At 40.0% G+C, this 22279-nt stretch carries 16 protein-coding genes; 9 read left to right on the plus strand and 7 right to left on the minus strand.

Going from position 1 to position 22279, the window contains the following annotated elements; translation table 11 throughout:
• Window positions 1-50 precede the first annotated feature (50 nt).
• On the plus strand, window positions 51-2450 hold the full coding sequence (gene pheT / locus FHK89_RS00705; RefSeq protein WP_230655741.1) for a phenylalanine--tRNA ligase subunit beta: 2400 nt from the start codon (window positions 51-53) through the stop codon (window positions 2448-2450).
• A 118-nt stretch (window positions 2451-2568) separates the two neighbouring features.
• Window positions 2569-2859 (plus strand): integration host factor subunit alpha, encoded by a 291-nt coding sequence (locus tag FHK89_RS00710; protein ID WP_230655742.1) that lies wholly within the window; start codon window positions 2569-2571, stop codon window positions 2857-2859.
• 129 nt (window positions 2860-2988) lie between these two features.
• Here FHK89_RS00710 and FHK89_RS00715 read toward each other — a convergent pair whose 3' ends face one another.
• Window positions 2989-3366: a hypothetical protein gene (locus tag FHK89_RS00715; protein WP_230655743.1), complete on the minus strand. Its 378-nt coding sequence runs from the start codon at window positions 3364-3366 to the stop codon at window positions 2989-2991.
• Between the two features lie 376 nt (window positions 3367-3742).
• Here FHK89_RS00715 and ypfJ point away from each other — a divergent pair, with 376 nt between their 5' ends.
• Window positions 3743-4615 carry a KPN_02809 family neutral zinc metallopeptidase gene (ypfJ, locus tag FHK89_RS00720; RefSeq protein WP_230655744.1) on the plus strand — a complete coding sequence of 291 codons (873 nt, stop codon included), beginning with the start codon at window positions 3743-3745 and terminating at the stop codon, window positions 4613-4615.
• A 109-nt stretch (window positions 4616-4724) separates the two neighbouring features.
• On the opposite strand, the gene rho is transcribed toward ypfJ, so the two are convergent.
• Window positions 4725-5993, minus strand: coding sequence for a transcription termination factor Rho (rho, locus tag FHK89_RS00725; RefSeq protein ID WP_230655745.1), 1269 nt, complete (start codon window positions 5991-5993; stop codon window positions 4725-4727).
• 489 nt (window positions 5994-6482) lie between these two features.
• Entirely contained in the window at window positions 6483-6806 is a 324-nt protein-coding gene (trxA, locus tag FHK89_RS00730; RefSeq protein ID WP_230655746.1) for a thioredoxin, read from the minus strand.
• Between the two features lie 263 nt (window positions 6807-7069).
• Here trxA and FHK89_RS00735 point away from each other — a divergent pair, with 263 nt between their 5' ends.
• Window positions 7070-7783, plus strand: a complete 714-nt coding sequence (locus tag FHK89_RS00735) for an RluA family pseudouridine synthase (RefSeq protein WP_230655747.1) — start codon at window positions 7070-7072, stop codon at window positions 7781-7783.
• Window positions 7784-7849: 66 nt separating this feature from the next.
• On the opposite strand, the gene FHK89_RS00740 is transcribed toward FHK89_RS00735, so the two are convergent.
• Window positions 7850-8632: an SDR family NAD(P)-dependent oxidoreductase gene (locus tag FHK89_RS00740; RefSeq protein ID WP_230655748.1), complete on the minus strand. Its 783-nt coding sequence runs from the start codon at window positions 8630-8632 to the stop codon at window positions 7850-7852.
• 586 nt (window positions 8633-9218) lie between these two features.
• Between FHK89_RS00740 and FHK89_RS00745 the strand changes: the two genes are divergently transcribed.
• Entirely contained in the window at window positions 9219-10676 is a 1458-nt protein-coding gene (locus FHK89_RS00745) for a hypothetical protein (protein ID WP_230655749.1), read from the plus strand.
• A 142-nt stretch (window positions 10677-10818) separates the two neighbouring features.
• On the opposite strand, the gene FHK89_RS00750 is transcribed toward FHK89_RS00745, so the two are convergent.
• Window positions 10819-12423 (minus strand): mechanosensitive ion channel, encoded by a 1605-nt coding sequence (locus tag FHK89_RS00750; RefSeq protein ID WP_230655750.1) that lies wholly within the window; start codon window positions 12421-12423, stop codon window positions 10819-10821.
• A gap of 964 nt (window positions 12424-13387) precedes the next feature.
• Between FHK89_RS00750 and FHK89_RS00755 the strand changes: the two genes are divergently transcribed.
• Window positions 13388-14191 (plus strand): FKBP-type peptidyl-prolyl cis-trans isomerase, encoded by an 804-nt coding sequence (locus FHK89_RS00755; protein ID WP_230655751.1) that lies wholly within the window; start codon window positions 13388-13390, stop codon window positions 14189-14191.
• A gap of 172 nt (window positions 14192-14363) precedes the next feature.
• Here FHK89_RS00755 and argA read toward each other — a convergent pair whose 3' ends face one another.
• Window positions 14364-15686: an amino-acid N-acetyltransferase gene (gene argA, locus FHK89_RS00760; RefSeq protein WP_230655752.1), complete on the minus strand. Its 1323-nt coding sequence runs from the start codon at window positions 15684-15686 to the stop codon at window positions 14364-14366.
• Window positions 15687-16073: 387 nt separating this feature from the next.
• Between argA and FHK89_RS00765 the strand changes: the two genes are divergently transcribed.
• Together FHK89_RS00765 and FHK89_RS00770 are read left to right on the plus strand one after the other, a co-directional pair.
• Complete coding sequence (locus FHK89_RS00765) at window positions 16074-16691, plus strand: hypothetical protein (RefSeq protein ID WP_230655753.1); 618 nt, start codon at window positions 16074-16076, stop codon at window positions 16689-16691.
• A 118-nt stretch (window positions 16692-16809) separates the two neighbouring features.
• Window positions 16810-18528 carry a choice-of-anchor I family protein gene (locus FHK89_RS00770; RefSeq protein WP_230655754.1) on the plus strand — a complete coding sequence of 573 codons (1719 nt, stop codon included), beginning with the start codon at window positions 16810-16812 and terminating at the stop codon, window positions 18526-18528.
• Between the two features lie 116 nt (window positions 18529-18644).
• Here FHK89_RS00770 and FHK89_RS00775 read toward each other — a convergent pair whose 3' ends face one another.
• Complete coding sequence (locus FHK89_RS00775; RefSeq protein WP_230655755.1) at window positions 18645-19697, minus strand: patatin-like phospholipase family protein; 1053 nt, start codon at window positions 19695-19697, stop codon at window positions 18645-18647.
• A gap of 258 nt (window positions 19698-19955) precedes the next feature.
• On the opposite strand from FHK89_RS00775, the gene recG reads away from it, so the two are divergent.
• Window positions 19956-22235 (plus strand): ATP-dependent DNA helicase RecG, encoded by a 2280-nt coding sequence (gene recG / locus FHK89_RS00780; protein ID WP_442966541.1) that lies wholly within the window; start codon window positions 19956-19958, stop codon window positions 22233-22235.
• Window positions 22236-22279: the final 44 nt, after the last annotated feature.

Raw genomic sequence — 22279 nt, forward strand, 5'->3', positions numbered from 1 at the left:
TATAGAAAATTATTATTTTAATGAATCACTTATAAAATTTTGAGAATACTATGAAGATCAGTGAGCAGTGGTTGCGCCAATGGGTAAACCCAAATTTAAATAGTGAAGCACTTGGTGAACAATTGACCATGCTTGGCTTGGAAATTGATGATCGTTATGCCCTTGCTAAGCCGTGTTCAGGGGTAGTGGTAGGAGAGGTAATAACAGTTGAGCCGCATCCTGATGCCGATAAATTGCGCATTACCAGTGTTGATGTGGCAGCAGATGTGCCACTACAAATTGTGTGTGGCGCTCCTAATGTACGTGTTGGCATGAAAGCACCTGTAGCGACCATTGGTGCGGTATTGCCAACCGATGATGGCAAAGGCTTTAAGATCAAAAAAAGCAAACTACGCGGTGTGGAATCACAAGGTATGCTATGTGGTGCATCAGAGATTGACTTGCCTGATGTCATTGATGGCTTGTTAGAGCTACCAGAGACTGCACCAGTTGGTACTGATATTCGAGAATATTTAGGCTTGGATAATCAGGTTTTTGATATCTCAATTACCCCGAATCGTGGTGACTGTTTTAGTGTGCGTGGTATTGCTCGAGAGCTGGCAGTAGTTAACGAAATGGACTGGAATACACCAGATATTGAGCCAGTACAAATCACAACTGCCGCTAAGCAAGCAGTAAAAGTACAGGCAGATGAACAGTGTCCACGTTACTTTGCTCAACCTGTTAGTAATATAAATCGTGACATTGTGACGCCTAAATGGATGTTAGATGCGCTGTTACAATCAGGACTACGTTCACATAACTTCTTGGTGGATGTGACTAACTATGTATTACTTGAGCTTGGTCAGCCCCTACATGCTTTTGATGCTGACAAAATTGTTGGCGATATTGTGGTGCGCTTGGCAAATCAAGGTGAGCAATTACAGTTATTAAATGAACAAAACATCATTTTGCAAGGTGATGAATTGGTCATTGCTGATGATGAAGGTATCTTGGCATTGGCAGGTATTATGGGTGGACTACGCAGTAGTGTGAGCGATAGTACCACCAATATTGTACTAGAAAGTGCTTTTTTTGCCCCTTTAGCAGTCGCAGGCAAGGCCCGTCGTTTTGGCTTACATACCGATGCTTCACAGCGTTTTGAGCGTGGTGTGGATTTTGAACTGCCTGAACTGGCTTTACAACGTGCAGTTGGTTTATTGACAGATATTGCACAGGGTCAAGCAGGTGAGGTGACGGTGGTTGAAAATACACAACAACTACCTAACCGCTCTGCCATTAAATTGGCAAAAAATAAAGTTAATGACGTCATTGGTATTGATATTGATCAGGCAACGATTGAAGGTATTTTAACTCGTTTAGGACTGGTTGTTGAAGATCAAGGTGAGCAGTTTGTCTGCATACCACCTTCATGGCGATTTGATTTGAGTATTGCTGAAGACTTGGTAGAGGAAGTTGCCCGAGTTTATGGCTATGATAACTTGCCAAGTCTGCGTCCTAGCTTGCAAGTAGATATGCGCTATGATGATACGGCTGACTTAACCATGCGCTTAAAATTGGCATTGGTAGAAGCGGGTTATATGGAGGCTGTGAGCTTTAGTTTTAGTGATGCAAAACTTGAGGCATTACTTGAAGATGAAGCGTTAGGGCAGTTATTGCCTTTAGCAAATCCCATCTCGGCTGATTTGGCAGTGATGCGCCGCACTTTATTGTCCAGTCTTTTACCATGTGTGCAATATAACTTAAACCGCCAACAGCCCCGAGTGCGTTTTTTTGAGACAGGGCTTAGCTTTGTTGGGGCAAATGTCAGTGAATTGGTACAAACGCCTAGCATTGCTTTGGTTGCCACAGGTACAGTCAATCCAGAGCAGGCTTATGACAATCATGTAATGGACTTTTTTGATCTCAAACATGATGTTGAGCAGTTAATTCCTGTGCATATTGACAAAAAACAACTCAGCTATCGCCGCAGTCAGTTGGCATTTTTGCACCCTGGACAAAGTGCTGATATGCTTATAGATGGTGAAGTGGTTGGTTGGCTTGGACAACTGCATCCAACTGTAGCAAAGAAACTGGATTTACCAGCCACATGGGTAGCTCAGTTATCTTTGAGTCCTTTATTGAGCTTGTTACGACAAAGTCATGCAATCAAAACTCCCAGTAAATTCCCCCAAATTCGTCGCGATATTGCATTGCTAGTTGATGCAAATATTGAGATTCAAACATTGTCAGATACAATACAAGAAGTAGGGGGCAAGTTACTGAATCAACATTGGTTATTTGATGTTTATCAGGGAGAACATACCGCTGAAGGTATTCGATCCCTCGCGTTTGCATTAATATGGCAAGATTCAACACAGACATTATCAGATGATGATGTCAAAACGGCAATGGATCAAGTGATTGCGGCACTACAAAGCCGTCATGGCGCACAGTTGCGAGATGGATAATGAGTTTTATTTTTGTATGCACATATTAATATTGTGAATATCATTTTGCTTGATTATTAGCCAGAAATATTAAAATAATTTAATTAATCATAAATAATATGAAAGAGGAAGGTAAACTATGAGGACGTTGACAAAAGCGGACATGGTGGATCATGTGGTAAAACAACTGGGATTAACCCGACAGCAAGGAAGGTTGATAGTAGACAGTTTTTTTAATGAGCTATCAGATAGCTTGATACAAGGCAAAGAGGTCAAGCTCTCTGGTTTTGGCAATTTTGAGCTAAAAGACAAAAAAAGTCGCCCAGGACGCAATCCAAAAACAGGTGAAGAAGTACCAGTACAGGCAAGACGGGTAGTGACGTTTAAAGCGGGACAAAAATTCCGCCAAAAAGTCAATGCCATACAGTAGCAAATAAATAAGTGATAAACAGAGGTTGATCATTTATGAAATACTAAAAGTAGGATCATAAAAAAAGAGAGCTTAAGCTCTCTTTTTTACATACTGTGTCATCACTATATTGTAAACTATATCAGCAGATTAGTTAGTAGTAGTAGTTTCTTCTACAACAACAACGTCATCAGGAGCATCAGCAGTTGCCATGGCAGCATTAGCAGCAGCATCTGCATCGCTAGTAGCAATATTATTAGATTCTTCTAAAGCTTCAGCATCACCAGAAGCAACAGCTTGTTCAGCTTGGTTAGCAGCATCTTGTGCATCTGCTAGTGCAGCAGCTTCATCAGCAACTGGTTGACCATCAGCTTGTGCTTCTTGGATTTCTTGTTGAGCGTCTTGCAACTCTTCTTGTGCATCATTGATGTCTTCAACTGCATTTTCTTTTTTGCTGTCACAAGCAGTAAGACCCATGCCCATAGTAGCAGCAAATAAACCCGATAGTACCATAGTTCTAAGTTTCATAAGATAACTCCTTATATATGAGATATAACACTGACAAATTGAAAAAGCTAGCTAAAAATAAGCGTTTAGTAGCATACAATTAATGGCTTTTAATTACACAGTCAGAATACGATGCGATTGTATAGTAAAAATATGACAAGATAAAGTTCTGATACAATAATTAACCAAAATGTTTTATAAAGATACGTTAAAAATTTTCATATTGTAAAAAAATCAATTATTACAGGAATTATATGGCTTTATATGGTCTAACTTGTCAATAATATAGTTCAAAGAAAACCATCAAATTTTTGCGGTGACGTCATTGCGATTGCGTTGCCTTGTATTGTCATGATGGTTGTGGATAAATATACGTTGTAAATAATAGGATGATGCTATGAAATGGCAAGATAGACGTGGCAGCTCAAACGTGCGTATGAGTGGTGGTAAAGTGGTGGGTGGTGGTATCGGTGGCATTATTATTGGATTGATACTTTGGCTGGTTTTTGATGTCAATCCAATGACAGCGATGCAAACAGGACAGTCTATAACCGCAGGTGGGGGTGGTAATACTACCCAGCCTATTGATGAAAATGATCGAGATGCTCAGTTTGCATCCGTTGTCCTTGCTGATACAGAGGCCGTTTGGGGGCAAATATTTCAAGAAGATGGTCGGGTTTATGAAGAACCACAAATGCGACTTTTCAATGGTACAGTAAACTCAGCTTGTGGTAGTGCGACCGCAGCGACAGGGCCTTTTTATTGCCCTGCTGATCGTACCGTTTATTTAGATACATCATTTTTCCAAGAAATGCGCCAAAACTTGGGTATTTCTGGTGATATTCAAGGTTCAGGAGATGCGCAAAACCAAGGTAAGGCAGGTGATTTTGCCCAAGCCTATGTCATTGCACATGAGGTAGGACATCATGTGCAGACCTTATTGGGAATCTCACAGAAGGTAAATCAAGCACGGCAGCGTTTGTCAACAGCACAAGGTAATCAGTTATCTGTACGTCAAGAGCTACAAGCAGACTGTTTTGCTGGTGTTTGGACCAATCGTAACCAACAGCGGGTGCAATTTTTGGAAGAGGGAGATATACAAGAGGCGATTAACGCCGCAGGGCAGATTGGAGATGATCGCTTAGCGAAGGCAAGTGGGCGTGCAGTCGTTCCTGACAACTTTACGCATGGTACCAGTCAGCAGCGGGTAGAGTGGTTCACTCGTGGATTAAAATCTGGAAAAATTGAGGCGTGTGATACATTTAGCTAAAAATCTCGTAGATATGTGTTTAAAATTATCATAGCGAAAGCATAAAAAAGACTGCATATTGGCAGTCTTTTTTATTGTGCAAGGTTTTTTAAAGAAAGGTATAAGGTGATTAGTTTTGTGATTTTCGTTTCATTTGATCAAAGAAATCATCATTGGTTTTGGCATCTTTTAGACGATCAAGCAAGAATTCAGTGGCTTGTACGCCATCCATTGGTTGTAATAGCTTACGTAAAATCCATACCTTACGTAGTGTGTCTTCATCTAGCAGACGTTCTTCACGGCGCGTGCCTGATTTTTTGATATTAATGGCTGGGAAGACTCGTTTTTCTGCTAAGTCACGCTCTAGGGTAATCTCTTGGTTACCTGTGCCTTTAAATTCTTCAAAGATGACGCTGTCCATTTTACTACCCGTATCAATTAAAGCCGTAGAGATGATGGTAAGGCTACCACCTTCTTCGATATTACGGGCAGCACCAAAGAAGCGTTTGGGTTGTCCTAGTGCATTGGCATCAACCCCACCTGTTAGTACTTTACCAGAGGAGGGAATCACGGTGTTATAGGCACGTGCCAAACGAGTAATAGAGTCGAGTAAAATGACCACATCTTGTTTGTGCTCGACAAGACGTTTTGCCTTTTCGATGACCATCTCGGCAACTTGTACGTGACGCTGAGGTGGCTCATCAAAAGTGGAAGCAACGACTTCACCACGCACAGTACGTTGCATTTCGGTTACTTCTTCAGGGCGTTCATCAATAAGAAGCACGATAAGGTAACATTCTGGATTGTTGCGAGTGATGGCAGTAGCAATACTTTGTAGTAACACCGTTTTACCTGCCTTTGGTGGTGCCACAATAATCGAGCGTTGCCCTTTACCAATTGGTGCAATCAGATCAATCATGCGACCTGTCAAATCTTCGGTTGTACCATTACCACTTTCCAATTTGAGTTGCTCGGTAGGAAAAAGCGGAGTTAAGTTTTCAAAGATTAATTTATGACGGGAGCGATCAGGGGTATCAAAATTAATTTCACCAACTTTTAGTAGGGCAAAATAACGTTCAGAGTCTTTGGGTGGACGAATGGTACCTGCAATCGAGTCACCTGTTTTTAAACTAAAGCGGCGTATCTGACTTGGACTGACATATATGTCGTCAGGCCCTGCCAAATAAGACCCTTCAGAAGAGCGTAAGAAACCAAATCCATCAGGTAGTACTTCAAGTACACCATCTCCATAAATGGCCTCACCATTTTTTGCATGGGTTTTTAATATCGCAAAGATAATGTCTTGCTTACGGCTACGTGCCATATTATCTAGACCCATTTCTTTAGCGATAGCGAGTAGTTCAGCGATTGATTTTTTCTTAAGTTCGGTAAGATTCATAGGTAAATCGTTTACAGTTCATCGGTCATCATTTGACGTTATGTCGCCATGATGGTAAATAAAGAAGTGAAAGCGTTGCATCTGGATAAGATGAACGAATAGAGTCAGTAAAATTATGACAGGAGCTAACAATAGGATATACAGTATTACAATAGAGTCTATTGTCTCATAATATATATATTAGTGTATCAAAATTACAATAACATCAATGATGATAGGCAACTACACAATAAGTCATACATATTAAAGTGAGAGAAAATGACTACAATAAAAGACCAGAATAACTATTTTATTGCTTTAGGAAGCTTATGAGTTTCTCTTTTAAAGAAACTATACGGTGAAGGCTATTGTGTTGTCAATATATTTTATAAATTTTTGCTACAAAAATGGTAAAAAAAGCCATTATTTATTGTTTTAAACAAATAATGGCTAAAAATTAAACAATTTTTATGGTTAGATCTTAGTTTGATAAGTCATGTTGTTCAAAGTTTAGAGATGCTTTTCTAATACTTTAACAAGTTCTGCTTTGGGCTGTAGACCTGTGATGGCATCTACTTTTTCACCTTCTTTAAAGACAAACAAGGTTGGAATATTACGAATACCAAATCGGCTAGCAGCTTGTGGATTGGCATCAACATCGACTTTGACAATTTTTACTTTGCCTTCGTATTCATTTGCTAAATCTTCTAAAGTAGGGGCAATGGCTTTACAAGGTCCACACCAAGCTGCCCAAAAATCAACTAAAACAGGCAGGTCAGATTGTAGGACATCTTGATCAAAGTCGGCATCAGTCGTATTAACGATATTTGTCATAAAAAACTCCGTATTTTTTGCTTGAGTATGTTAAGTGAATGAATAGAGAAAAAATCTATTTGACTAAATAATCAACATATCAGTTGATAAAAAAGTCAGTTGGTAACTTCAATATAGACATGGTTTCTATCATACCATTGTCTGGTAGTAAATTGCGTCTATTAGCCGTTAAGTAAGTTTAATGATTGGTATCAGTTAGGTTGATGCTACAATACCAACCTATTTTTATCCATAAATTATTCACTAACTACTATAGTATCAATATGTCTTTATCTGCACAAATTATCGAAAAACTGAATCATGAAGAAGCTCAGTATTCTGAGGCATTCTTCCAAGACTTTGCCTCCAAGATTACTTTATTTGAAGATGAAGATATTTGGGTGGTCAATAAACCCGCAGGGCTGCTGAGTGTTGAAGGTAAAGAGCTAAAAGTCAGTTTACTGACACGGCTTGAGCGGGTGAATCCAGAGGTTAAGCTCATTCATCGCTTGGATATGGATACCTCAGGAGTGATGATATTTGCCAAAAATGGCGCCGCACAAACTCACATTAGTAAACAGTTTATCAACCGCTTACCACAAAAAATCTATGAAGCGGTGGTTATAGGTACTATGGAAGTGGTGGGTAAAAAAGGTGAGATTGATGTACCTGTGCGTTATGAGCCAACAACTAAACCTAAGCATATCGTTGATATGAACTGGAAAAAGCAAGCGTTGACTCGCTATGAAGTATTGCATCATGAGCTGCGCCAAGGCAAACCTGTCACCAGAGTGGCATTGTATCCAGTGACAGGGCGCAGTCATCAATTAAGAGTACACATGCTGCATCTTGGGCATGTGATGATTGGTGATCCTATTTATGCCCAAGATGATGCGCTAGCTTTAGCACCAAGGCTTAATCTGCATGCACGTAAGCTACGCTTAAAACACCCCCGCCTAGAAAGTTGGATGGATTGGGAGAGTGAGGTGCCCTTTTAAAATTAAAAGTATCTTCTTTTAAGTGGCAACTTTTAAGTAGTAGCCATTTTTAGTTTGAATTTTTACCTAAAATTGTGGCTGTCCACTGGATGCACTGACACCGCCATCGACAGGTAGGTTGACCCCAGTAATCATTGCTGCATCAGTACTTGCTAAAAAGGTAATGGCAGCAGCGATGTCCTCAGGTGTGGCAATTCTACCCAAAGGACAGCGATTTAAAAATTTCTCAGTCTTGATATCACTTTCTTGGATGTTGGTGGTCATATTGGTACGTGTGACGCTGGGGTTGACCGCATTGACTCGTACACCATCGCGTCCATGATCCAGCGCTAATGTACGGGTTAGATTAGACACACCTGCTTTTGCCGCATTATACGCTACCATATTCCAGTCGCCACCCATACCTGATACTGAGGAGACGTTAATAATATTGCCTTTACTTTTAATGAGGGCTGGCATGGCAGCTTGGCACATATAAAAAGTACCATTTAAGTTGATGTTGATGGCAGATTGCCATTGCTCAGTAGTAAGCTCAGTAATGCGTCCTTGTACTGCTTGACCTGCGTTATTGACCACAACATCAATGCTACCAAATTTTTCAATGACTTGACGTACCATTTCTTGGACTTGCGCTTGTACGCCGATATCACAGATCACTGTCAGATGGTTGTCTGTATGTATCCATGTATGATCTTGGGGGAATTGTTTGACGGTTTCTTCTAGTGTTTCATGTGTTCTACCAACCAGTACTACATTTGCGCCTTCTTTGGCAAAGCGTATGGCAGTGGCTCGTCCAATACCAGAGCCTGCACCTGTGATTATGACTGTTTTTTCTTTAAAGCGTTTCATTATGATATGTCCTTTGCTTATTTCATCTGTAATGGTGTCATAGGTTTTAGTGAAGCGTAGCCATTGTTTGTTCAGCTAAAGATATTATATTAATTAATAATATCTTTAAAAACATATATCTATAATCAGTTTATTATTATAGTATAGTAAATAAAAGGCATAAAAGATCCTCATAAGTATGCCTAAAAAAGCGTGAACTGATGATTCAGACTTGTTATCTATTATTATATGTTAATATAACTTGTTAGCTTTATCTGATAAAACGATATAATTATAATCAGGAAGTTAGAAGACTTGGTTGTAATTAAAATTATATTATTCATTATATATTCACTTTAGTATTAAGATGACTCTAGTATACAATAGGGCTATGATTGGACTATGACTTTAGATTTTTCGCTTTAGATACACAACTTTAGATCTATAAATAGAAAGAATGTTATATTGTCGAATTGGTTATAGTATGTTGCTCTTTGTTTGAATATTGAACGGTTGATAGCAGTCAAGGGTATTTATTTGATACAGTTTAGTTAGTTTAGAAAGTCATTCGTTACCTCAGTTAATATTTAGATGAAAAGAGTCTATTATGTCCTCCCTTTCTGCAAATCCAGATCCATTAGCTTGGTTAAGTTATTTTCAAACTGACCATACGGCAACGGATACATTGCAATATGATCTGCCTGATGGGCATCTTTCTTTGTATAAAAAGACAGTTTCTATTAAGGCCAGTGGCTCTATTAAAAAACAGGATATCTTTTTAGCCTGTAATCGTGTGATTAAACAGACAATGCAGCAACAGATACGCCAAGCATTATTTGGATTGAGTCATAGCAAACATGAAGTTAGCCACTCGGTATTGGTTATTGATGTCAAGGTGACAAAAGGAGATCAAACCAAAGGATTGGCTCCTGAGTTTGGTGCTAAGTATTTCAAAGAACATTTTTTTGTTGAGTTATCAGATACAGAGCATATTTTGCATGTGTTTAGCCGTGTAGTTTGGTTAGATATGTTAACGACACTGCAAACGCCTTGTGAGCTTTGGCGTTTTTTAGAATACCATCAGATCTGTCTGCAACAAGCGATTCGTACTGGTTCCACGGTATTTTCCAGTGAAAAAGAGCTATTAGCAGACTTTATGACCAGTCATGATATCTTTAAAAAAGCAATTACTGTTGATAATGCTTTAATCAATTATAAGTTAAAATTAGAACCCAATCCTATTTTGGTAGCGATGGCAAGTACGCAGCAGCCCAATAGTGCGACGGCACGAATGTCTTATGAGCATATGTCAGAGGCATCAAAACTGTGGACACAGTTGTGTCTACAAATGAATTTGCAACTGCCCAAAGCAACGACGTACCCGATTTATGAAATGCCATCAGCACAAGCTAAGACAGCATCCCAAATGGCAGTGATGGCAGAGGATGAAGAAAAGCAGCAACAAAATTCTCTTTCTTGGATAAGAGAATTATTGGCTGAGTCTTTATTTTCTAGATATGAATTGATTAAAGAATTATATCTTTATCCAAAACAGCCAGAGGAGATGAAAAAGAGTGGTTATGTGGTACACCAACACTCGTATGAAAGTTTGGGTCGTCATTATATGATGATATTTTATGGTAATGAAACCAACTCTACAAACTCTCGACTTAGTATACAGCCAAGATTACAAGAGATTGCCAAAGATATCGCCAATAGGCTCACCATTCCTGAGTTACATCATGTGGTTATTTTGGGTGTGGAGTTTTTGCAGTCAGAGGAAGAGACAGTAATGGATTTGGATGTGTTTATTCAGACCATTGATACAATGACTGAAAAAGAGCGTTTTTTGTCTGAACAACTTGATATGCTACGGGTGCAACAGTCAGAGTCAGATACACAAACGACGCAAGCAAAGGATCAAACGCCTGTTGGTAATAGCCAATCAAAGCTGTCATTAAATCCAAATAGTAATCACCCAACTGATGAAACTTTGCAAAAAGAGGGTAAAGAGGGTGCTGATCAGGTGAAGTTACCCTCACTAAATTTTAAAATGAAATATTAGTAGGATTATCAAAATCTAGGTTGTGTCTTTGCTGCTTTCTATTTTAATAGCAACAATTTTTTGGTCATTAAAGAAAAGATAATAAAAAAGGCAGCCTAGGCTGCCTTTTTTATTTGGATAAAATCAATATTCATATTTCAGATTATTTTAATAAGTCACTGTCAAATAGACCATTATCTTTGTCAACTTTGTTGTCTGTCGCAGTTAATGTGCTGGCAGATACATCAGTAGAAGATAGGGTAGGTTCATTAGTAGTAGTGACTGTGGTATGACCAGTAGTATCTAATTTTTTGCTTTTACTTTCTTCTTCTACTTTATCTTGCATTTTACGTAGAAGACGGGCAGCAGCTTCGCGACCACCAAGACCAAAAGATAGAGCGAAAGCAACCGCAACCGCACCTAAGGTTAAACCGAAGGCCAGGTTAACGATAGAGTCTGCAATACCCATTGCACGTAGACCCATTGCTAAGACCAGACCCATGATTAGCACACGAACGATATTGGCTAAAAATTCTGAACCTTGTTCTGAGCGTTTAACGATACCTGCAATGATATTAGCAAGCCAAAAGCCGATGAACAGAATGATAGCACCAAGGATAATATCTGCACCAAATGAGATAAATAGGGTAATAAGGTCACTAACACGATCAAAACCTAGACGATTTGCTGCTTCAATAAGAGCAAATAGCATGGTGAAGAAGATGATCAGTTTGCCAATGACATTAGATAGAAGCTGAGTACCCATGGCTTCTTGTAAGCCAACCTTCGCAGGCAGATCATTGATACCAGTATCTACAAGTAAGTTACTGATGATTTCTGCAACAAACTTAATGACATAATAAGTAATGCCTAAAATAGCAACCGCAGCGATGATATTTGGTATGGCTAACATGATTTGGTTAAGCATGTTGGTCGCAGGGCGTGAAATCACTTCAATGTTTAAGGCATCTAAAGCAGCAATCATAGAAGAGATGATGATAACCAAAAATGCTAACATACCAGCACTGTTGGCAATACGGGTATGATCACTTACGCCGATATGTTCAGCAACAGATTGGATATTGATGCTGGCAACAACATTGGTAACGATACCACGAACAATCTTCGCAACGATATAACCCACACCAAAGATGACACATGCCATAAAGATATTGGGGATAAAGTTGAGGATTTTATCAATCATGTTGGTCAATGGTGCAAATAGACCGTCAAGATGTAGTTGTCCCAATACTATGGTCAAGACAAATAGTAAGATAAACCAATATACGATATCAGCAACCGTATCACTCATAGGGCGTATGCCAACTTCTGCGCTAAGACGCTCATCTAAAGTTGTTTGTGATAGCGCTTTGCTGATCAGGGTGCGTACAATGGTTGCAATAACCCAACCAATGACTCCAATAATTGCTGCACCGATTAGGGTTGGTATAAAGGACAGTACTTGATTGATCATATTGGCAAATGGAGCAGAGATGGCAGTGAGATTGAGCATGCTCAAAGCACCAGAGATTGCCATGATAAAGATAAACCAAAAAACAATCTTAGATAAAATGCCTTCAATATCGTATGTTTTTCCGGTTGAGGAATTCATACGTTGATTGACACTGCTGCGTGCTAATATATTGCGTACCAAACCACTGATACCTAATGCGACTAAATAGCCAATAATAAAGATTAATATAGCCGCTATGATAGATCCTATAGGACCTCCAAGAAAGCCATTAACCCAAACAAACATGTTATCCATGTTGTTTCTCCTGTAATTTTAATGTCATTAATATTATGTTCACTTAAAAGTCTTCTATTCCTACTGATGTTCTAGTATCTAGATACTAGGGTATCTGTATAAGAGTAGATGGTACGCAAATTAGTATGCTAGGCGTACCATAAACTTAATGAGTGAGCGTTTTTATGGTATGAAGTTCAACTTTGCCATCAATTTATAATGCTTTGTTTATATGAATTAGATTAACTTTGTCATTTAGACAGATTACAAAATAGGTCATACTTTGTTAGATAGAATCTATTTTACATTAAAATACATATTTATAAGCAAAACTAAATAATTTGGCATTATTATAGACAGCTTCGAACGCTACTTTAACGAAGTTAACGCAAATAATAAACACTATTGTTTAAAATAAAGCCAAAAATATGTGATTAATTGTTACATTACTGTATCTTGTTTACATTAATAATACTTTCTATGCTAGAAAACACCTGCTTAGTAGAAAAAATAATATATATTTATGATGCGTTTTATCTTTTTAAATTTTGTTGTAGGCATACTGATGTGCATGGGTATAAGAAGTATAAAAATCTCGTGTTGTAAACTTTCATAATTTATAAACAATTAGCTAATATGACAGTAATGTTGAAAATAACAGCAATGAAATAACAATTTTGTAGTAGTAGATTGACTATAATACTCTGATATATGGGAGTATGATTAGAATAGGTAGCAATAAGTTAATATATCCATTTTAGTTATCATTGTTCAATGTTCTGTTCTGGTTATTATGGATAGACTATGGATATTATGAATCATCAAAGATTTGAGTATCTGAATGTCTCAAAGCAGACTGTATTGTTATATATTATCTCAAAGTATGTGACAGCATTATTAATCTGCTGACATGATACTGGCTATCTTAGTTAGAATTGATTATAATTTTTTTTATCAAACACAAATGACATTTAAAGAGAGAACTATGAGTAAAAAAATCACCCCAGCTCGACTACTTGTACTAGGTTTGTCTACAGCTGTTTTTGCGACTGCTTGTGCCAATGGTGCAAGTGATAATAGTGCAAAAAACGATACAACGGAAAAAACGACTGTTGCAACAAACAATGCAAATGGTGCAGCCATTACTGAGCAAAGTACGGAGCTACAAAAAGTCGGCTATAGTTTGGGTTATATGATGGCGCAGAGTAATAAAGGTGCTATTGATGACTTAGATTTGGATACATTTGATGCTGGTTTTCGTGATGGTTATACTGATAAAAAGGCTGCATTGACCCAAGAGCAGATGGAAGAGGTATTAACCAGCTATCAAAAGAGAAAAGAAGCAGAGTTTACTAAAGAGCTGCAAGAAAAAGCTGAAAAAAATAAAACAGCAGGTGCTGAATACTTAGCAGCAAATGCCAAAAAAGAAGGGGTTGTTACCACTGACTCAGGCTTACAGTATAAAGTATTAAAGCAAGGCACAGGCCCTTCTCCAACGGCGAATGATTTGGTCCAAGTACAATATGAAGGCAAGTTGATTGATGGTACGGTGTTTGATAGTTCTTATGAACGTGGTGAACCCGCCATTTTTGCGGTGAAAGATATGATTCCAGGCTTTAGTGAAGGCCTTGAGCAGATGAAAGAAGGCGGCAAATATGAGTTGTATATTCCAGCTGATATTGCTTATGGTGAGACAGGCAATCCAGCGATTGAGCCTAATAGCACTTTAATCTTCACGGTTGAGATGCTAAAAGTTAATCCAGAGTTGCCAAAAGCACCTGGTCAGTAAAATTTAAAATTAAGTAAGATATAAGTTAACTGATATTGAGTTGAGTATAGGTTTTTAGTTTTAGTGTTCTTAGTATCAGTTAAGATAACATCTGCCAAATCAAAGCCCTGTTAATATATTAACAGGGCTTTTGTGTGCAAGGCTAATGTAAGTAAAGAGTAGATGCTATTAGTTATAGCAGCTTTTGGAAGATTTTTGAGTTGCGGCCATTATGATAACTGGCACGACGGGCTTCTGGTAGCTGATCATCACTGACTTCGGTAAAGCCTTGCTCAACAAACCAATGTGCGGTGCGGGTGGTGAGCGCAAATAACTGGTGACGTCCATGACTGCGTGCTTGTTGCTCCAAAAATGCGAGTAAGTCAGCACCACGGCTGCCATTGCGATAATCTGGATGTACGGCAACTGAAGCCACTTCTGCACTGTCATCATCAAGGGGATATAGAGCAGCACAGCCTAAAATCATGCCATCCCGCTCAATGACACTATAAAACTCAATTTCTTGTTCTAGTCTCTCTTGTGAGCGTTGTACAAGGATACCTTGTTTTTCTAGTGGGGTTAGTAGTTCAAGCAGTCCGACCACATCGTCAATATTTGCGCGGCGAATTTCTTCATAAGGGTCGTGGCTGATCAGTGTGCCTGAGCCATCACGAGTAAACAGTTCTTCTAGTAGTGCACCATCTTTGGCATAAGAGATGATATGGGTACGGTGAATGCCTTGACGACAGGCTTGGCTAGCACAGTACAAGAAATAGTAAATTTCACGATTGATGTCTCGCCCACGTAAAAATCTATCGACTTCATTGGGTATCATCGCATGCAACAGCCGCCCTTCTTCATTAATACCAACATCACTGCCTAAGAAGATAAGTTTATCTGCCTCCAGCGCAACAGCCGCATTTAATGCCACATCTTCGGCAAGTAAATTAAAGATTTCACCTGTGGCAGAGTAGCCCATTGAACCCAATATTACCATGTGGTTATGTGTCAGATTGTTTTTGATGGCATCGACATCAATAGAGCGTACTTCCCCTGTCATCTGATAGTCGACACCATCTCGCACCCCATAAGGGCGGGCAGTGACAAAGTTACCAGAGACGGCATCAATGCGTGAGCCATACATGGGTGAGTTTGCCAGTCCCATAGAGAGTTGTGCTTCGATTTGTAGACGAATAGCACCAACAGCTTCTAGTATGGCTGGCATGGCAGAGCGGGGGGTGACTCGAATGTCATTATGTAGTGGTGTTTCTATATTAAGTTCGGCTAAGTTTTTTTCGATTTGCGGGCGTGCGCCATGTACTAATACCAGCTTAATTCCTAAGCTATGTAATAGGGCAAAGTCATGAATGAGGTTGCTAAAGTTTGGATGATTCACTGCCTCTCCACCAAACATGATGACAAAGGTCTTGCCTCGATGAGTGTTAATATAGGGGGCAGAGTTGCGAAACCAATGAACATAGTCAGGATTAATTTGGGGCATAGCATTATCAGTCATAGGTGAAATCGTCAATAATCAATAGGTGGATAAGAAAAATAATATTAGAAACAATATTAGAAACAATGCGAGAAACAATGTGCATACGATTATATAAACTTTTACGATAACAAAATTTGCTACATTGGGCTATCTTTTTATGATAATTGATGTTGTTCTTTTTATTGGTATGAGTGTCTTCATCATATACTGGCAATATATAGAAGCAATTTGGCAAAACAAGTCTGTTATAATGCATGGACAAATTATTCCAACCTTTTAAATAATGTATAGACAACTTTAAAGTTTAGATCATAAATTTAGCCAATTTTACTTCTTCTGTTTTTACTTCTTTGTTTGCATCCACCACTGTTGTGGCTGTGAATTGATAGAATCTGGATAATAATCATGACTGATAATATATTTACGAAATCTCAATTTGCTATGATGAGCCGCTTGGCATTAGCCACAGTAAGCGCTACCTTTTTATCGTTGGTAACACTAGGTTCAGCTTCTGCGATGTTACCAACACCAGAGCCAGAGCTTGATGCCCCTACTAATAGCCAAAATGCTGCGGTTGTGCAACAAGCAACGACGATGCAAACAGCAGACCCACAAGCAGTTCAAAGTAATGCGGCAGTGGCTACTAAACTCATGGCGTTTTTGGTGGCGATGGATGATAACGGACAGCAAGCGTTGGTACCAGTCACTGCCAGCACCCAGCTACAAAAAGGTAATGTGATTGAGTATCAAGGACATTTTACCAATACCAGTACTGATCGTCAGCGTAAGATGACAGTGACGATGAGTATACCTAAAGAAGTTTCACTTATAGGGAGTATTTCTCCTGAGTTTCCATTGGCAAGCGTTGATGGTCAAATTTTTGCTCCAGTACCATTACGTGGCAGAATTGGTGGTCAATTACAAGAAGTACCTATGGAGTACTATCGAGCGTTACGTTGGGATATTGAAGGCTTAGGTTTGGGTGAAACTGCTGTGGTGAAATATCAGGCGGTGGTACGATAGTATTTAGTTTGTTGTTTTAATTATACATTTAGGCATGGTTGGTTTTTCATTAAGTGGTCATAAAGTTGCATTATGGTAAGTGACTCCATCAAACTTATTGACTCTAGGAAAGATAACCATGTCTATTTTTTTGCAAAAAAAACCTGTCTCTTATTTTGCATCAACCTTATTATTGACAACATTAGCCCTGTCTACAATGGGTATGACGGGCTGCAAAAATAATAATAACGATAATAGCGGTCTTGGTAATCCTACTAAGACAGCAGAGCCAACATCTACTTATCAAAGTGTTAAATTTACCCCTGCAGGTAGCTATGTGCATGGTGACTTTGATGAATCTGCCGCAGAAATCATTGCTTATCATCCTGCCAGCAAACGTAGTTTTGTGGTCAATGCCCAAAACAAAAAAGTTGATGTCATTAGTTTGGCAGATATTCATGCCCCTATTTTACAGCAGTCTTTAGATGTGTCGGATATTGGCAGTACGGTCAATAGTGTGGCTGTGTTTAATGATATGGTCGCAGTGGCTGTGCAGGCGAATGTAAAGACAGATAATGGATATGTCGTAATCTATGATGCCAATAGCCTGGAGCGATTACAAACAGTCGAGGTGGGTGCATTGCCAGATATGGTGACCTTCACCCCTGATGGTAATTATGTATTGGTTGCCAATGAAGGTGAGCCTGATGATATGTATCAGGTAGATCCTGAAGGTTCAATTAGCATCATCAATATCATGGATATTAAGCGTCCGATTGTCCAGACAGCAACATTTACTGCATTTAATAATCAAAAACAGCAACTACAAGCAGCGGGCGTACGTATTTTTGGCAAACTGGCAGATGGTACGATGAGTAGTGTGGCGCAAGATTTAGAACCTGAGTATATTGCTGTTTCCAAAGATGGAAAAACTGCTTATGTGAGCCTACAAGAAAATAATGCCATTGCTATAGTTGATATTAAGAGTGCGACGGTGACGGATATTAAGGCATTGGGTGCAAAAGACCACTCACTTGCAGGGAATGAGCTTGATGTCAGCAATAAAGATGACAAGATTAACATCACCACTTGGCCAATTATGGGTATGTATATGCCAGATGCCATTGCGACTTATACTGTTAATGGTAAAAACTACTTGGTAACTGCCAATGAAGGTGATTCTCGTGAATGGGGTAAGTTTGACGAAGAAGTGAGATTTGCTGATATCAAGGTAGATAGTAGCCATTTTAATAAGGCGGCGTGTCATAATATGGATTGTGCGGATGCTGCTGCATTGGGTCGGATTAAATTCTCTTCAGTGATGGGTGATAGTAATCACGATGGCGTTTATGAGAATTTGTATAGCTTTGGTGCACGCTCGTTTAGCATTTGGGATATGGATAATATGAGCCAACCTGTCTATGATAGTGGTAGCTTAATGGCAAAATATACTGCTAAAAAATATCCCAATAATTTTAATGCCAGTAATAGTAGTAATAAGTTTGATGGTCGTAGTAATAATAAGGGCATTGAGCCAGAGGGTGTTACTCTAGCACAGGTAGGTAGTCAGACCATTGCTTTTATTGGGCTTGAGCGTATTTCTAGTGTGATGGCATTTGATATTACTGATCCTAAAAAAGTATCCTTATTGGGTGAGATAAATACACGCACCTTTAATGATGACCTGCTCAAAGATGCTAAAAAAGGTAAATTAAAGGCGAATGCTGATGGAGACTTCGGTCCTGAGGGTCTAACCTTCGTTGATGCAAAAGACTCCCCTACAGGTAAGCCATTGCTATTGGTTGGTTTTGAGGTCAGCGGTAGTTCAAAAGTGTTTGAGCTAGAGTTTATGCAATAAATATCGGTCTTTATTTATGTCCTAAATCATTTCCAAAAAGCCCTTTCTTGTTACAAGGAAGGGCTTTTTTTATCTTGTATAGTATAACTTTGATATATTTGAACATTTTGATCTATTTATTGAGGCTGTGCTGCTGCAATCGCTTGTTTAATTTGGGACATTTGCTGCTTGGTAGCTTTCTCACCTGCATCAATCATTTGTTGTCGCTGAATGGTATCAAACACACTAAAGCTACTGACATTAGGTGTGATAATCACATCAGCGCGTTTGATTTCTGCGGCTTTGTAGTTGTTTTTAGCATTATTACTACTAGCATCAGCATTGGTTGTCTGTTGATGATAGTTTTGGTCAATAAGCTTCCATATATTACGCTGTTTGCTATCAATGCGGGTAGATTTACGGGTGGATTGATTAATCGCTGCTGTGTCCAATAAGTCCACCGCAATAATCACATCTGCTCCCAAAGCTTTGGCAGTATCGACAGGTACCAAACTGCTAACTCCCCCATCGATGTATTTTTTGCCCACTTTTTCGGGAATACGAGGGGCGATAAATAACGCAGGTACACTGCTTGATGCCTGCACTATAAGCCCTGTGTTACCTTGGGTAAATACCGTTTTTTTGAGATTGTTTTTTTCCGTTGCGACAGCAGCAAAGCGTATTGGCAGTTGCTCAATGCGGCGTCCACCCACTTGATTGTTAATAAAGTCTTTGAGCTTATTACCTTCAATGATGCCTTGATGAGATAAGGTAAAGTCAGCCAAATCACTGTCTTGTGTGGTTAAGGCAATCTGCTCTAACTGCGCTGCGGTTTTGCCACTGGCATACAAACTACCCACCACACTGCCTGCGCTGCTGCCAACGATTAAATTTGGATGAATACCATTAGCTTCTAGTGATTTTATAACACCCACATGAGCAAACCCTTTTGCACCGCCACCGCCTAATACCAAAGCAACCATTGGTTTGGTAGGTAGGGTAGGGGCTGTGGTAGTTTTTGTGGGTGTGCTACTACAGCCACTGAGCAGTATTAATGGTGCAAATGTAAATGCACTGATAGCAAAAGTGGTGAGGTTCAATGTAGCCAGATTTTTATTATTAGTACTGTATTGAAAAACCGACTGTAGGTTAGTGGCAAGCTGAGTAAGGTGGCTGAGGATAGGGTGCATAATAGTACCTAAGATTTAAGACAAGACAAGAGTAAGTGACTGAGTATGAAAGAATATCAAATAAAAAATCACATACATACCCTAGCATAAGTGTCATCTTGTCATCGTATTTACTGCGTTATTTATTTGCTGCATTTGTCTCTTTTTATGCCCCTATTAAAATCATAGCCAATACACTACACTATAATCTTTGATTCATACACTTTTTTTGATTGACGATTGCTTATGTCTACTACACCCACAAATGCTTCCTCCTCTATGCCATCGGCGCCATCCGTGCCAAGCTCAGTGGTTGATTTACCTGTTAGTGCACTGGCGGGGGTGGGTGTTAAAGTTGAGGGTCAGCTTGAGCAGCTTGGTATTCAGCGAATTTTTGATTTATTGTTGCATCTGCCACGAAGTTATGAAGATCGCAGCCGTTTGGTCGCTATCAATACTTTGCAAGATGGACAGGCAGCGCTTGTCGAAGCTCGTATCGTACATGTGGATAATAAACGCAGCGGTATGACGGTGATTGTCGAAGATGGCAGTGCAAAGTTAACCCTACGCTTTTTTAAGGTTTATCGTAGCCTGCTACAGACCATGAGTGTGGGGACGCAGCTGCGATTATTTGGTGAGGTGAAAATCAATCGTTATGGGGTGCAGATGCACCACCCAGAATATACCGTGGTGACAGGTAATGAGCCATTAGAAAATACTGGATTACAGCCGATTTATCCCACCATTAAAGGCTTACATCAAAACAAACTACGTACGCTTATCAAACTGGCATTGCAAACGGTGCAGCAGCAAGGTATACCGATGACGGTATTTACAGCGACAGATTGGCAATCAGTGGCACATTTAACCGCGGTTAATACTCAAGTAGGCGCATCACAACGTCGCAGTAGTGATATGTTTATTACATTATCACAAGCCATGGCGCAAGCAGTCGCTGAGCCAAATAATCAATCATCTAGCCACAGTCATAGCCATAACCACAGTAGCCATAATAACGTGCAACCGTTTGCTATGAGCTTATTTGAGGCATTGCTACTTATCCATACCCCACCCATGTATGTGCATCTAGGGCAACAAGCTCAGCATTTGCAGCAGTTAATCGAGCGTACTCACCCTGCTTGTCAGCGGCTGATTATCGAAGAACTAACTGCTCATCAACTCAGCATGTTATATCGTCGTCAGCAGTTGCATCAGCACAAAGCCCCCAAATGTGAAGCTCAAAGCCTGCTTGCAAAAAAGTTACTTGCCAACTTACCCTTTGAGTTAACCGCAGCGCAGCAGCGTGTTATTGATGAGATTACCAGTGATATGGTGACCTCCATTCCCATGTTGCGTTTGGTACAAGGAGATGTAGGGGCAGGCAAAACTTTGGTTGCTGCCATTGCCGCTTGTTATGCTCTTGATAGTGGTTGGCAAGTGGCAGTAATGGCACCGACAGAGATACTCGCTGAGCAGCATTTATTGAACTTTCAACAATGGTTTGAGCCACTTGGTATCGGGGTTGGTTGGCTCGCTGGCAAGCAGACTGCCAAACAACGCCGAGAATCACTGAGTGCGGTGGCAGAAAACGAGGTGCAAATTGTCGTCGGTACCCATGCGCTGTTTCAAGACAGTGTGCAGTTTGCCAAACTTGGCTTAGTTATTATTGATGAGCAGCACCGTTTTGGGGTTGAGCAGCGCATGGCATTGACCAATAAAGGTGTGGCAAACAGTACCCCGCATCAGTTGGTGATGACTGCCACCCCCATTCCTCGTACTCTTGCGATGAGTGCCTATGGTGATATGGATACCTCCATTATTGATGCGCTGCCACCCGGGCGTACGCCGATTACGACTGTTACTATTGACCGCAATCGCCGTGATGAAGTCATTGAGCGTATCGCTGCTAACTGCGCCCAAGGTAAACAAGCCTATTGGGTGTGTCCATTGGTAGAAGAGTCGAGTGTCTTAGATGCCCAAGCTGCTGAGGCGACTTATGCAGATTTAGACGACCGTTTAGATATCCGTATTGGTCTGGTACATGGCAAAATGAAAGCGGCTGAGAAGCAAGCGGTGATGCAGGCATTTAAAAATGCTGAGTTAGACTTGCTGGTCGCTACCACTGTTATTGAAGTGGGTGTTGATGTGCCCAATGCGTCGCTCATGGTCATCGAAAATGCCGAACGGCTTGGGTTATCACAGTTACATCAGCTACGAGGTCGGGTTGGACGTGGTTCAACCAAAAGCTACTGCGTGTTGCTGTACCAAACGCCATTATCTGAGACAGGTATTGAGCGATTAAACGTGCTGCGTGATAGCAGTGATGGCTTTGTCATCGCTCAAAAAGACTTGCAACTGCGTGGACCAGGTGAACTGCTTGGTAAACGCCAAACAGGTAATGTCGGTTACTATATCTCTGAGCTGACTCGTGATGAACATCTACTGCTTATTGCCCGTAGCCTTGCTAAACGTCTGATTAACGACCCCAAGCGCAAAGCTGAGGTCAGCCTACTGATCCACCGCTGGATGCCAGAGGCAAGCCGTTATACTAATGTTTAGTGAATTATGATTGGCTAATTGTCTTATTTTTCCTTGGAGGTTAT

This window comes from Psychrobacter sp. I-STPA10, from assembly GCF_021012795.1.
Lineage (GTDB): Bacteria > Pseudomonadota > Gammaproteobacteria > Pseudomonadales > Moraxellaceae > Psychrobacter.

Bases quoted from the DNA above. Each gene is read 5' to 3' on its own strand.
- pheT (WP_230655741.1), top strand. From the start codon at position 51: ATGAAGATCAGTGAGCAGTGGTTGCGCCAATGGGTAAACCCAAATTTA.
- FHK89_RS00710 (WP_230655742.1), top strand. From the start codon at position 2,569: ATGAGGACGTTGACAAAAGCGGACATGGTGGATCATGTGGTAAAACAA.
- FHK89_RS00715 (WP_230655743.1), bottom strand. From the start codon at position 3,366: ATGAAACTTAGAACTATGGTACTATCGGGTTTATTTGCTGCTACTATG.
- ypfJ (WP_230655744.1), top strand. From the start codon at position 3,743: ATGAAATGGCAAGATAGACGTGGCAGCTCAAACGTGCGTATGAGTGGT.
- rho (WP_230655745.1), bottom strand. From the start codon at position 5,993: ATGAATCTTACCGAACTTAAGAAAAAATCAATCGCTGAACTACTCGCT.
- trxA (WP_230655746.1), bottom strand. From the start codon at position 6,806: ATGACAAATATCGTTAATACGACTGATGCCGACTTTGATCAAGATGTC.
- FHK89_RS00735 (WP_230655747.1), top strand. From the start codon at position 7,070: ATGTCTTTATCTGCACAAATTATCGAAAAACTGAATCATGAAGAAGCT.
- FHK89_RS00740 (WP_230655748.1), bottom strand. From the start codon at position 8,632: ATGAAACGCTTTAAAGAAAAAACAGTCATAATCACAGGTGCAGGCTCT.
- FHK89_RS00745 (WP_230655749.1), top strand. From the start codon at position 9,219: ATGTCCTCCCTTTCTGCAAATCCAGATCCATTAGCTTGGTTAAGTTAT.
- FHK89_RS00750 (WP_230655750.1), bottom strand. From the start codon at position 12,423: ATGGATAACATGTTTGTTTGGGTTAATGGCTTTCTTGGAGGTCCTATA.
- FHK89_RS00755 (WP_230655751.1), top strand. From the start codon at position 13,388: ATGAGTAAAAAAATCACCCCAGCTCGACTACTTGTACTAGGTTTGTCT.
- argA (WP_230655752.1), bottom strand. From the start codon at position 15,686: ATGACTGATAATGCTATGCCCCAAATTAATCCTGACTATGTTCATTGG.
- FHK89_RS00765 (WP_230655753.1), top strand. From the start codon at position 16,074: ATGACTGATAATATATTTACGAAATCTCAATTTGCTATGATGAGCCGC.
- FHK89_RS00770 (WP_230655754.1), top strand. From the start codon at position 16,810: ATGTCTATTTTTTTGCAAAAAAAACCTGTCTCTTATTTTGCATCAACC.
- FHK89_RS00775 (WP_230655755.1), bottom strand. From the start codon at position 19,697: ATGCACCCTATCCTCAGCCACCTTACTCAGCTTGCCACTAACCTACAG.
- recG (WP_442966541.1), top strand. From the start codon at position 19,956: ATGCCATCGGCGCCATCCGTGCCAAGCTCAGTGGTTGATTTACCTGTT.